General features: G+C 55.2%; 13 protein-coding genes. 9 read left to right on the forward strand and 4 right to left on the reverse strand.

Features of this window, described 5'->3' with window-relative positions; translation table 11 throughout:
• The first annotated feature begins 12 nt into the window (after positions 1-12).
• The 3 genes from ACQE3D_RS10410 to ACQE3D_RS10420 all read left to right on the forward strand — a co-directional run bounded on the left by ACQE3D_RS10410 (position 13) and on the right by ACQE3D_RS10420 (position 2,785).
• Positions 13-816 carry a ferritin-like domain-containing protein gene (locus ACQE3D_RS10410; protein ID WP_064031809.1) on the forward strand — a complete coding sequence of 268 codons (804 nt, stop codon included), beginning with the start codon at positions 13-15 and terminating at the stop codon, positions 814-816.
• Positions 809-1,984, forward strand: coding sequence for an NnrS family protein (locus tag ACQE3D_RS10415; RefSeq protein WP_064031792.1), 1,176 nt, complete (start codon positions 809-811; stop codon positions 1,982-1,984). The genes ACQE3D_RS10410 and ACQE3D_RS10415 overlap by 8 nt, the downstream gene beginning before the upstream one ends.
• A gap of 75 nt (positions 1,985-2,059) precedes the next feature.
• Complete coding sequence (locus ACQE3D_RS10420; RefSeq protein ID WP_064031791.1) at positions 2,060-2,785, forward strand: pseudouridine synthase; 726 nt, start codon at positions 2,060-2,062, stop codon at positions 2,783-2,785.
• Between the two features lie 240 nt (positions 2,786-3,025).
• On the opposite strand, the gene ACQE3D_RS10425 is transcribed toward ACQE3D_RS10420, so the two are convergent.
• From ACQE3D_RS10425 to ACQE3D_RS10440, 4 genes are all read right to left on the reverse strand, one after another.
• On the reverse strand, positions 3,026-3,412 hold the full coding sequence (locus ACQE3D_RS10425; protein WP_064031790.1) for a RidA family protein: 387 nt from the start codon (positions 3,410-3,412) through the stop codon (positions 3,026-3,028).
• Position 3,413: 1 nt separating this feature from the next.
• Positions 3,414-5,597: a RelA/SpoT family protein gene (locus ACQE3D_RS10430; RefSeq protein WP_064031789.1), complete on the reverse strand. Its 2,184-nt coding sequence runs from the start codon at positions 5,595-5,597 to the stop codon at positions 3,414-3,416.
• Between the two features lie 5 nt (positions 5,598-5,602).
• Positions 5,603-5,842 (reverse strand): DNA-directed RNA polymerase subunit omega, encoded by a 240-nt coding sequence (gene rpoZ, locus ACQE3D_RS10435; protein ID WP_064031788.1) that lies wholly within the window; start codon positions 5,840-5,842, stop codon positions 5,603-5,605.
• 473 nt (positions 5,843-6,315) lie between these two features.
• Positions 6,316-7,767, reverse strand: coding sequence for a M48 family metalloprotease (locus ACQE3D_RS10440; protein WP_281023162.1), 1,452 nt, complete (start codon positions 7,765-7,767; stop codon positions 6,316-6,318).
• 121 nt (positions 7,768-7,888) lie between these two features.
• Here ACQE3D_RS10440 and tusD point away from each other — a divergent pair, with 121 nt between their 5' ends.
• The 6 genes from tusD to ACQE3D_RS10470 all read left to right on the forward strand — a co-directional run bounded on the left by tusD (position 7,889) and on the right by ACQE3D_RS10470 (position 11,811).
• Positions 7,889-8,275: a sulfurtransferase complex subunit TusD gene (tusD, locus tag ACQE3D_RS10445; protein ID WP_281023163.1), complete on the forward strand. Its 387-nt coding sequence runs from the start codon at positions 7,889-7,891 to the stop codon at positions 8,273-8,275.
• Positions 8,276-8,280: 5 nt separating this feature from the next.
• Complete coding sequence (gene tusC, locus ACQE3D_RS10450; RefSeq protein ID WP_168030653.1) at positions 8,281-8,640, forward strand: sulfurtransferase complex subunit TusC; 360 nt, start codon at positions 8,281-8,283, stop codon at positions 8,638-8,640.
• An 83-nt stretch (positions 8,641-8,723) separates the two neighbouring features.
• Complete coding sequence (locus ACQE3D_RS10455) at positions 8,724-9,308, forward strand: PilZ domain-containing protein (RefSeq protein WP_064031785.1); 585 nt, start codon at positions 8,724-8,726, stop codon at positions 9,306-9,308.
• Between the two features lie 33 nt (positions 9,309-9,341).
• The gene (birA, locus tag ACQE3D_RS10460) at positions 9,342-10,331 is read left to right on the forward strand and encodes a bifunctional biotin--[acetyl-CoA-carboxylase] ligase/biotin operon repressor BirA (protein WP_427501615.1); all 990 of its coding nucleotides are present in this window, start codon (positions 9,342-9,344) and stop codon (positions 10,329-10,331) included.
• Positions 10,328-11,062: a type III pantothenate kinase gene (locus tag ACQE3D_RS10465; RefSeq protein ID WP_313728025.1), complete on the forward strand. Its 735-nt coding sequence runs from the start codon at positions 10,328-10,330 to the stop codon at positions 11,060-11,062. Before birA ends, ACQE3D_RS10465 begins: the two co-directional genes overlap by 4 nt.
• Before the next feature lie 80 nt (positions 11,063-11,142).
• Positions 11,143-11,811, forward strand: a complete 669-nt coding sequence (locus tag ACQE3D_RS10470; protein WP_427501616.1) for a hypothetical protein — start codon at positions 11,143-11,145, stop codon at positions 11,809-11,811.
• Positions 11,812-12,052 lie beyond the last annotated feature (241 nt).

A 12,052-nucleotide genomic window follows, 5' to 3' on the forward strand; every position in this document is an offset into this window, starting at 1 on the left:
AACGGAGAGAATTTGGAAAATTTATTCGAGATTGCCGAACATTGTTTATTCGACGGCGATATCGCCGCCAAGTTAAACCACACACGGCGTGCGAAGCAGCTTTGCGATGCCGGGGCGCTGGCCTTTGACGATACCGGCCGAGTTCTGGCGATGGCCGATACCGTATTTCCGGCTCGGCCTATCCTGGCGATGCCGCGCGACATGCCGCGGCGGCGCTTGGATTCCGATGCTGGCAAGGCGGCATTCTTTCATGCGTTGGCGCATATCGAATTCGTCGCGATTTATCTGGCTTGGGACATGGTCTACCGATTTCGCGGCCTGCCGGCCGATTTTTATCGGGATTGGCTGGCCGTCGCCGCCGAGGAGGCCGAACATTTCGAGATGATTCGCGAGCACATGCGCCGCTATTCGGTGGATTACGGCGATTTGCCCGCGCACCGGGGCTTGTGGACGCATGCGGAGGATACCGTCGGCGATGTGCTGGCCCGTCTGGCCGTGGTGCCGCGTTGCATGGAGGCGCGCGGCCTGGATGTGACGCCGGGCATGATCGCGAAGCTTCAGGCATTGGGCGATGTGCCGGGGGTTGCCGTTCTGACGCAGATTTACCAGGATGAAATCGGCCACGTCGAGCGGGGTTCCTATTGGTTCAAGCGCTTGTCGGCCGAACGCGGACTAAATCCGGAACAGCACTACCAAACCTTGTTATTGACGCATTACCAAGGCAAGCCCAAGGGCCCGTTTAACCGAGAAGTGCGTATAATCGCCGGATTCTCGGATCACGAAATCGATTGGCTGGAGGAGCGCTTGCATGAATAACAAACCGGTTTTTGATTATCCGCTGTTCGCGATGGGCTTTCGGGCGTTTTTCGCGTTGGCGGGTTTATCGGCGCTGGCTTTGATTGGGCTTTGGAACGCGATGTCCAACGGCAATCTGCATGTCGACCACTATTTTCCAGGCACGCTCTGGCATGCTCACGAAATGTTGCTGGGCTACACCTCGGCGGTGATCGCCGGATTTTTGTTGACCGCCGTCGCCAACTGGACCTCGCGGCAGACGGTCAGCCCGGATCAATTGGCATCCTTGAGTTTTCTGTGGTTGTACGGCAGGGTGCTGCCGTTTTATTCCGAATGGCTGCCGGACGTGTTAATCGCGGCGGTCGATTGGAGTTTTCTGCCGGCGTTGACTTACTTTGTCGCTCGACCGATCTTACAAACCCGGCAATATCAACACGGGGTGTTCGTCGCGTTGCTACTGCTGATGGCACTGGCGAATGCCTGGATACACGGCGAAGTGCTGGGCTGGTCTGTCGCCGGAGCCGCGCGGGGGCTGAATTTGATGGCGGGACTGGTGGTCGTGATGATTTTAGTGATCGCCGGCCGGGTGTTCCCGTTTTTTACCGAACGGGGTTTGTCGGGGGTCATCTGCATTCGTAGCCCGGCCTTGGACATCGCGGCAATCTTGGCCGGCGCGGCGGTATTTCTATTATTGTTGATCGGCGTTTCCGGTCTGTTTCTGGCGGCGGCGGCGTTTGCGGCAGCGGTTTTGAGCCTGTTGCGCGTCGGCGGTTGGTACAACCCGCGAATCTGGTATGTGCCGCTGCTGTGGGTGTTGTATATCGGCTACGCTTGGGTGATTGTCGGTTTCGTTCTGGTGGCGCTGTCGGCGTTTGAATGGGTGGCGCCCGCCTTGGCCTTGCATGCATTCACGGTTGGCGGGATCGGGATTTTGACCTTGGGCATGATGGCGAGGGTCGCGCTCGGCCACACCGGACGCGCCTTGAAAGCCTCCAACGTGATTGCGATCGCCTTTATCGCCGTCAATCTGGCGGCCTTGTTCCGGGTGCTGGTCCCTGCACTGGTGCCGACCTGGTACGGCGGCCTGGTGATGGCATCAGCCTATTGTTGGCTGGCGGCGTTTTCGCTGTTTGCGTTTTACTATGCGCCAATATTGACCGCGCCGCGCCTGGACGGCCAGCCGGGTTGAGTGTCGGCGCGCAAGGTTCTTCTTAGTTCGCCGCGCTCGAATTAGGCTATATCAACATCGGCCAGCGAATCGTCGATGTCGTTAGAGTGTAATCCGCTAACCGAGCTTTACCGGGACCCGTGGCTGTTGGCCGTACACAAGCCGGCTGGCTTACTGGTGCATCGCAGTCCCATCGATAAGCACGAAACCGAGTTCGCTCTGCAATATGCACGAGCGATGAACGGCGGCGAGCACGTCTACCCGGTGCATCGGCTGGATCGTCCCACTTCCGGTCTATTAGTGTTCGCTCGCGACCCGAGTACCGCGAGTGTCTTAGGCAAAACGCTGATGGCGGGTCAGGTTTCCAAAACCTATCTGGCGATGGTACGCGGCTGGTTGCCGGAACACGGCTTGATCGATCACCCTTTACGCGACGAGCCGGAAGACCGGCGGCGGAAAGGCGAGTCGCAGCCCGAGCGTGAAGCCCGCACCCGTTACCGGCGCCTGGCGACGACGGAAATCCCGGTTGAGATTGAAGGCCATTCGACGAGTCGCTACAGTCTGGTCGAGTTGTGCCCGGAAACCGGTCGAAAGCATCAATTGCGCCGGCATATGAAACATATCAGTCACCCTATCATCGGCGACGCCAATCACGGCCGAGGCCGCCACAACCGTTATTTCGCCGAGCGTTTCGGTCAAGGGCGATTAATGCTCGCGGCCACCGCGTTGGATTTTCCGCACCCGATTACCGGCGAGCGTCTGCATTTGCAGGCTTCGCCCGAACCGAGCTTTTTGCAAGTGCTGTCGGTGTTTCAAACTTAGGGTACGGATCGGCAGGCCTTTGCTGGAGGCATCGACGGTGGCGATCCGATTCCTTGAAAGAGATCGGTAAAACCGAGGTCTCTCGCACCGAATTGTTTCTGGAGTCCTCGCCTGGATTCCTTTGATAAAGCCTGGTCTTGGATTGGCCTAAGCGGAAAGCGTACTGACCGAGGGGAAGGTCCGTGCCTGCAAGTCGGCACCGAGTTCGCGCTCCGGATGTGGTAGCGCGGCGATGAATGATCAGTTAGCCAAGACCATCACGCCATCCATTTCAACACCGACGCCTCTGGGTAGAGAAGCCACGCCGACAGCGGCGCGGGCGGGGTAGGGTTGGCTGAAATATTCGGCCATGATTTCGTTGACGGTGGCGAAGTTGCCGAGGTCGGTCAAAAAGATGTTGAGTTTGACGATGTCGCCGAGATCGCCGCCGGCGGCTTGGGCGACGGCTTGCAGATTATCGAACACGCGGCGGATTTGGACGGCGACGTCGCCTTCGACCACTTGCATCGTGGCCGGGTCGAGAGCGATCTGGCCGGACAGGTAAACGGTATCGCCGACTTTGACGGCTTGAGAATAGGTGCCGATCGCTTGCGGGGCATTCGGGGTGGAGATGATTTCCTTGCTCATGTTAGGCCTTGATGCGGGTGATTTTTAAAACGATGGAAAGTTTTTTCAGTTTGCGGATGATGTTGGCCAGATGGACCCGGTCGCGCACCGCCAGGATCAGCAGGTCGACCGACACTCGATCGTCCTGGCTGACGACGGTGATGTTTTCGATGTTCGAGTCCATCCCTGATATCGTCGAGGCGATCGTCGCTAGCGAACCGCGTTGGTTCAATAACTCGATGCGGATCTCGGCCGGGAATTCGCCGCTGGCTTCCGGGCTCCATTCCACGTCCAGCCAACTGGTTTGTTTTTTTCTGACTTCGTTGCTGTTGCGGCATTCGTGGTGATGAACGACGATGCCCTTGCCAGGATTGAAGAAGCCGATGATCGGATCGCCGGGGATTGGCCGGCAACATTTGGCCAGGCTGACGACAATGCCTTCGGTGCCTTTGATGATCAGCGGCGTACTGGCCTTGGGCACGTTGTCGTGCAGCTTGACCGCGGCGTTGACGTCGGTTTGGGCGATGTGTTTCGCGACCAGGAACGGCATTTTGTTGCCGAGACCGATGTCTTCCAGCAAGTCGTTCAACGAGTGCTTTTTCAAGACTTGCAACACTTGCAGAATTCGGCTGTTATCGACCTGTTCAAGCTGGATGCCGATGCTTTGCAGTTCTTTTTCCAGCAGGCGGCGACCGAGGTTGATCGCTTCCTGTTGTTTGAAGTTCTTCAGATAGGCGCGAATACAACTGCGGGCCTTGGCGGTCGTGACGTAGTTCAGCCACAACGGGTTGGGGCGGGCCCAGGCGGCGGTGATGACTTCGATGGTCATGCCGTTTTCCAACTTGGTTTGCAGCGGTACCAGCTTTTTGTCGATCCGGGCCGAGATGCAGGCGTTGCCGACGTCGGTATGCACCATATAGGCGAAATCGACGATGGTTGCGCCGCGCGGCAGTTTGATGATCTTGCCCTTGGGCGTAAACACGAAGACTTCTTGCGGAAACAGATCGACCTTGAGGTTGTCGATGAACTCCAGCGAATCGCCGGCGGACTTTTGAATTTCCAGCAGATCGCGCAACCATTCGTTGGCGCGCGCCTGTATCGTCTCGCTTTTATCCTTATCCGACTTGTACAGCCAATGCGCGGCGATCCCGGATTCGGACATGCGATGCATGTCGTGGGTGCGGATCTGAATCTCGATCGGCACGCCGTAGGGTCCTATTAAAATCGTGTGCAACGATTGGTAGCCGTTGGCCTTGGGTAGGGCGATATAGTCCTTGAAGCGGCCGGGCACCGGTTTGTAAAGGTTGTGCACGCAGCCCAACGCCCGATAGCAGTCGTCGACTTGGGCGCAATAAATCCGGAAGGCGTAGACATCGAACACATCGGTGAAGGAGATGCGCTTGTTCAGCATTTTTTGGTAAATGCTGGCGATATTTTTTTCGCGGCCCGCCACGGTGGCGCTAAGACTGCTTTCGTTTAAGCGATTTTGGATCGCGTTTTGGATCGTGTCGATGATTTCCTTACGATTGCCGCGCGATTTTTTGACGGCATTGGAAATCACCGAATAACGGTAAGGGTGGAGCGCCTTGAACCCCAGCGATTCAAGCTGATGGCGGATCTCGTTCATCCCGAGTCGGTTGGCGATCGGGGCGTAGATTTCCAGGGTTTCCTTGGCGATCCGGCGTTTCTTGTCGGAGGGCATATTGCCCATGGTCTGCATGTTATGCAGCCGGTCGGCAAGCTTGACGACAATGACGCGCAAATCCTGAGCCATTGCCAGAAACATTTTGCGGACGTTTTCGGCTTGAGCTTCGGCACGCGAGCGGCTATCGATTTTGGACAATTTGGTGACGCCGTCCACCAGTTCGGCGACTTCGACGCCGAATTGCAGACCGAGTTGTTCCTTGCTGATCGGCGTGTCTTCGATGACATCGTGCAGGATCGCCGCCATGATGCCGTGGACATCCATGTGCATGCTCGCCAGCGTGATCGCCACCGAAACCGGATGACAAATATAGGCTTCGCCGCTACGGCGAAATTGTCCGGAATGTGCCGCCGCACCGTAATGGTAGGCGCGGACGACGTCGTTGACTTGGTCGGCATCGAGATAGCCGCGTAGGCCCTCGCAGAGCTGGTGAAGCAGTTTCTCTTCGGGATGCTCTATCGCGGGTAGGGCCGGGGCGGGTTTGGCGGCTGTCTCGGGCATGGACTTTAGATTTCGATATGGGTTTCCGAAACGTAGCCGGCGCGATGCAGACTGTCGACATTGCTTTCGGATACAAAACCGGCTGCGATCTCGCGCAGGGCCACGACGGTATCTTTGTCTTTACCGCGCGGGACGAACTCGTCCGCGCCTTTTTCCAATTGTCTGGCCCGTTTACTGGCCAGTAATACCAGTTTGAAACGGTTTTCGACATTTTCTAAACAATCTTCAACGGTAACGCGTGCCATGTTTTAACCTTGGTGAGTTTTGTGAGGATGCCTGAGCACTGAGGACGGCTCGATCTTAGGGCCGCGGCCCAAGCGGGGCTTCGATTATAAGATAAAAGGCCGACTTAGCCAATTGTCGAACAGAGTCGCGTAGGCGGGGAAATTCGATAGGCAATAAAAAGCCCGCTAACGCGGGCCCGTCCTGTTGTTGTAATTATTGTTGTTATGGTTGTGGACGCCTGTCTCGAAGACAGTTTAGTTAAGCAGTTACACTAATTATTATTGTTGTTCAGCCTTTATACAGGCCGCTTCCCTCCCCCTAAAGCTACGACCGCTTTGGGTCGCATGCACTCCGTAAAAGGTGGGCGAAGTGTAGTGAAAAAAGTTCCGACTGTCCAACAAAAAATGCGCGATTTCGGGATGGTTGTTTTGCCTCGAAATTATTTGAGAATTACAAGGGTTTGCGATAGATAAGTGCCTGTTAACATTGCTGTTTAGCGTTCTGCTTTGCGAGACTCCTCCTCGCTGATGAAGAAATTCAGGCGTTCGTTGAGGATGGCTTGTAGTTGAAAGCTGAGATCGGTTTCTTGTCTGGCGAGTTTGATTTGGGTCATCGCGGCTTCAGTATCGCCGCTGGCGAAATAATATTCGGCCATGTAGCGGTGGGATTCGGCCGGTTGTTTTAAATCGGCATGGATTTGCGCCAGTAGCTCGTAATAGAAGGGTTGCTGTTTTTGATAATCCGACATTGATTGCAAGACTTGTCGCGCTCTCTCGGGCTGGCTGTTTTTGATCAACGCCCGGGTGAGTTCGATTTTGATCGCGTCGTTGCTGGGAAAGCGCTCGCTGGTTTTGCTTAATAGGTTGCTGGCTTTTTGATAGTCGTGGCTGTCCATTGCGGTTCTAGCCAGCGCGAACGGGTATTGCGGTTGATTCGGATATTGGTCGGTCAATTGCTGAAAGATTTCTGAGGCCTGGGCGAATTCTTGAGCGTCCTGGTGGATCAAGCCGATGCCATAGCGCGCTACCGCCCGCTGTTCCGTCGTGCCCTGCAGTTCCAAGGTCGCGAAGTGCTTTAGCGCCGATTTTTTATCGCTCGCGGTGGTGACCATCAGCTTGGCTTTCGTCAATAGGTAGCCGAGCGAGTCGGGAATTTGCCGATAGGCATAGGTTTCAGCCCTGCCGCGGGTGTCGGCGATCCGGCTTTCGGAGACCGGGTGGGTACGTAAAAACTCAGGTACGCCCTTGCCGTAATAGCGAGTCGATTGCATTAGTTTTTCGAAGAATACCGGCATCGCGCGCGGATCGAAATTGGAATCGGCCAACGTCTGCATGCCGACCCGATCGGCTTCTTTTTCGTGTTCGCGGGTAAAATCGATCTGAAACTGAATATTACCGGCCTGGACCGCCATCAGGGCTGCCTGGCCCATGTTCGGCGATTGAGTGGCGACCAGAATGGCCGCTAACGTCGCGGCGACGGTCGGTATCGACATTTTGCTGGCTTTTTCGATCGAGCGGTATAAATGGCGTTGAGTGACGTGGCCGATCTCGTGAGCCATGACCGACGCCAATTCGCTTTCGGATTCGGTCAAAAGTATTAAGCCGGAATTGACGCCGATGTAGCCGCCGGGGCCGGCAAAGGCGTTGATATCCGGTTCCATGACCACGAAAAAATGGAACGGCGTTGCCGGATTGTCGCTGTGCGCCGCCAATTGCCTGCCAATGTTTTGAATGTACTGCTCGATTTCCAGGTCTTGACTGATTTCCGCCTGAGTGTGCAGATTGCGGAAAAATGCCTCGCCGAATTCCCGTTCCTGGACCGGCGAGATCAGCGCGCCCGCGGAATCACCCATGTCCGGTAGTTGCATTTTTTCGATTTCGATGGCTCCGCCAGAGGCGGTTAACAAAGTCAGGCTTAAGCCGAGAATTAGGGCAGTCAATTTCATGAAGGCTGGGACAGCAAACGGCGGTCAAGGGTTCAATCGCGCAAGGATTCGCGGCAAAGTCGTTAGAGCCGTATTAAAATGCGGCGTATGGTTGAATTTGCCCGGTACATTTTACAGCGTGATGAAATTTGCAGTACAGGTTAATGGTAGTCCTTATTTGGCGAATGGCGGTTTGCACGCGTTTCGGTTTGTGGAAGCGGCATTGGCCCAAGGTCACGAGATCGTTCGGGTATTTTTTTATCGGGATGGTGTCTACCACGCGTTCCGCTACGCCAGTCCGCCCGATGATGAGCGAGCACCGGTCGCGGACTGGAGTCGATTGGCGGAACTGAATGGCATCGATTTGGTGGTTTGCATATCGGCGGCGCAGCGGCGCGGCCTGTTATGCGCGGACGAGGCGCGGCGCCAGGGTAAAAACGACGATGATGTGGCGCCCGGTTTTCGGATTGCCGGCTTGGGGCAATGGCTGGAAGCGACTTTGGTCGCGGACCGTTATTTGACGTTCTAATCGCGATGAAAAAACGTTACTTGTTTATGTTGTCCCAGGCCCCGCATTGCGGTAACGGTGTCCAGGAAGCCTTGGACTTGATCTTAACGACCGCCGCATTCGATCAGACCGTTGGTGTGTTGTTCGTCGATGATGGCGTCTGGCAGGTGGCCGCGGGGCAGCGAGCGAGTGGGCTAGGGTTAAAAGATACGGCGGGAATGTTCGAAGCGCTGGCTTTTTATGGGGTCTCCGACGTGTTTGTCGAACATGAATCCCTGATCGAACGCGGTGTGGAGGTCTTTGTGCCGATAATACCTCTGAAGCCGCTTGGGCGCCGCGATTTGCCCGCGCTTTTCAGCGGCTACGATGTGGTCGTGGGCGGCTAAGGTTCACGTTTCCGATCGTGGATACGCTAGAATTGCTGGAATATCGATTGAATCCTATCTAAAAATTTGAGGACAGAGCGGCCATGGCGGACGAAATTACAGAAAAAAGGCGATATTTTCGGGTCAACGACACGATTAACTTGTTGCACAAAGTCATCGACAAAAATCACGTCAAGGTATTGAGCCATGTGTCCGACGATGTGCTCAGCAACTGTTCGCTCGCGTCCGCGTTGGAAGTGCTTAATCAAGAGGCCAGATTATTGGCGCCGAGATTGGAACGGCGCGATCCGGATCTGTTCGAATATTTGAAGTTGCTGGATACCAAAATCAATTTGATCGCCCAGGTGTTGACCAGCCAGTCCGAGCAATTTTCCGAACACGATACCCGGGAAGTCAGCCTGAGCGCCACCGGTTTGGCGTTTAGCAACGAAACGCCGGTGTCGGAAGGTGAAGTTCTGGAACTGAGAATGTTGCTGACGTCCTGCATGGCGGTCATTGTCGCTTACGCCAGAGTCGTGCACTGCAAGGATATTTCGGCGGATAATCCCGAGCGGCCGTACGCGGTTTGCGTGGAATACATCAACATGAAAGAAGACGACAGGGAGTTATTGATCAAGCATGTGGTTAAAAAACAGCTGCAACAACTACGCGATAAAAACGAAACTTGAAACGGCCTGGGCCCTTAGTTGCGGGACGGTTCATTGATTTCTCCGGTCGATAGACAACTCATTGCCCTTTTGGTCGACGGGCGATTTCATTCAGGTACCGAATTGGCGGGAGCGCTCGGCGTCAGTCGCTCGGCGGTCTGGAAGCATTTGCAAGGGTTGAGCGAGCTGGGTATTGAAATATTGGCCGTGTCGGGTAAGGGTTACCGTTTGGCTACACCTATGGATCTGTTGGACAGTGAGCGAATTTTCGCTTATTTGCACCATCGCGCTTCCGGTCTCTTGACTGGATTGGAGGTCCACGGCCTTATTGCTTCCACCAATACCTACTTACACGAACTTGCCGAACAAGGTGTGCCTGGCGGCCTGGTTTGCCTCGCCGAACGCCAAACAGCCGGCAAGGGGCGGCGTGGTCGGCAATGGGTTTCGCCGTTTGGGCGGAATATTTATTTGTCGATACTATGGCGTTTTCAAGGCGGTCCCGCCGCCATCGCCGGACTGAGTCTGGCGCTGGGCGTAGCGACAATCCAAGCGTTGCGTCAGTTGGGCGCTCACGACGTCGGATTGAAATGGCCTAACGACATCTATTGGCGACAGCGGAAATTGGGCGGTATTTTGATTGAAGTTTCCGGTGAAAGCGACGGACCCTGCCATGCGGTGGCCGGACTAGGATTGAATGTCGATATGTCGGCCAAGCAAGGTGAGGCTATCGATCAGGACTGGGCGGATTTGGTGGCGGTCTTGGGCGGCTCCGCTCGTCCCGATCGCAATCGGGTCAGCGGCGTGTTACTAAATCATTGGCTTCCGGTGTTGGCGGAGTTCGAGCAACGTACCCTGGTCGATTACATCGAAGACTGGCGTGAGGTCGATTGCATGGTGGGAAAAACGGTGGATATTTCAATAGGGAACCTTGAGCATCGCGGAACTGTGGCCGGCATCGACGACCAAGGTTTTCTGTTGCTAACGGATGCGAACGGTGAGCTACGCCGCTTCGCGTCCGGCGAGGTGAGTTTTAGCAAATCGTGATTTTATTGGTCGACCTGGGTAACAGCCGTTTGAAATGGGCATTGGCGGTCGACGGTAAGGTCGGCGACCTCCACGCGGTCGATTATCGACAAGCCGGATTCGCAGCTTGGTTACGGCGGCAATGGCAAACATATGCCACACCCGAGTGTATCGGCGTCGCCGCGGTCGGTGCGCCGGCAGTCCTCGACGATGTCCTGAGCGTGGCGCAATCGTTGTGGCCGGGGGTGGCGATTGTGAAGCCGTTATCGACGGCGAGCTCAGCGGGAGTCGTTAATGCTTACCGCTTTCCCGATAAGCTTGGAATTGATCGATGGCTGGCTTTGCTGGCGGCTCGCCGCGATTATCCGGGGCAATGGTGTATCGTTGACTGCGGGACCGCAATCACGTTGGACTTGCTTTCCGAAGATGGCCGGCATCAGGGTGGTCTGATAGCTCCTGGCGTTAGCCTGATGAAGGGGGTATTGGCGTTTGGTACGGAGGTACTGCCGCTGGTCGAACGGCAAGCGGACTTTGGGCTTGGAATGACTACCGAAGCGGCCATCGGTAGTGGTGTGTTGTCCGCTGCAATCGGGTTGATAGAGGCGACTTTGATCAGGCATCCGCATTACCGATTATTAATGTGCGGCGGCGATGCTGAGCTGTTACAGGGGCTTTTGACGGTGGAGGCCGTCGTCGATGTCAAATTAGTATTAAAGGGTTTGCTGATCTGTTGCGAGGCGGGCCGGAGATGAGGTTTTTTTTTCTGCTATTGTGCTTAGCAAATGCTGTGTGGTTTTTTTGGGAGCTGCATTCTGGTGCTTTCAATGCGCCAATGTCCGGCGATTCGACCGCGCCGCCGATACTACTGGTTTCCGAACGCGAGAATGCCCGGCGGGGAGCGGCGATTTCGGCAATCGTCGACCGCTATTCGCAGCGCTCGCTTGCTTCCGCCACCCAAGAGGTTTCAGCGTTTTTCAGCCAACCGCACGATTTGCAAATCACGCAGCGTGATCCCCAAGCGGAGGACAGCAAGGCTCGAGAAAACCGCGACCGTTCCGGCTGTCTGCGAATCGGACCCTTTGCCGATCGCCTGGAGATGAGGCGTTGGCTGGCTGCGAAATCCTTGACAGCGGTCGATTCCTACAGTGACGAATTCACCGTTCCCGGCGATTTTCAAGTGTACTTTCCGCCTGCTAGGGACGCCGAGCAATTACGCATCAACAAAATGATGCTTAGAGCTAAAGGCTTGACGGATTTTTGGCCGATTCCATCCGGCGATTTGAAAAGCGCATTGTCTCTGGGCGTATTCACCGAAAAATCGCGGGCGATTCTTTACCGCGACCAGCTTGTCAAACTGGGTATTGTGGCGGCCGTACGTCAGCGCAACCGCATTCGGCCGGTTTGGTACGCTCTGATCCGGCAAGGTGTTGTCGATAGGCTTCAAGACGATGCCGTTACCGTTACTGATGTGGATTGCCGTTCGCACCGGATTGGTGAATAAACGGCCTGTTGAACACTAACGTGCGAAATTCTGTTGGTTTTTTTTACATAATCGAATCCTAATGTTTTTAAGTTTTTGATTTTTAACATGTTGAATACATGGTATGCATATTGCAGTAATAAAATTGACATGAGCATTTGGCACGAAGTCACTTGCGCATGTCTCTCTTATGATCGGCATTGTGGATCAATATCGGTTCTAGGAAAGGTTGGCTATTAGGATGGCCTTTTGTTAACGTTAA

The organism is Methylomonas sp. MS20 (genome assembly GCF_050275925.1).
In the GTDB taxonomy this organism is placed as follows: Bacteria; Pseudomonadota; Gammaproteobacteria; order Methylococcales; family Methylomonadaceae; genus Methylomonas; species Methylomonas koyamae_A.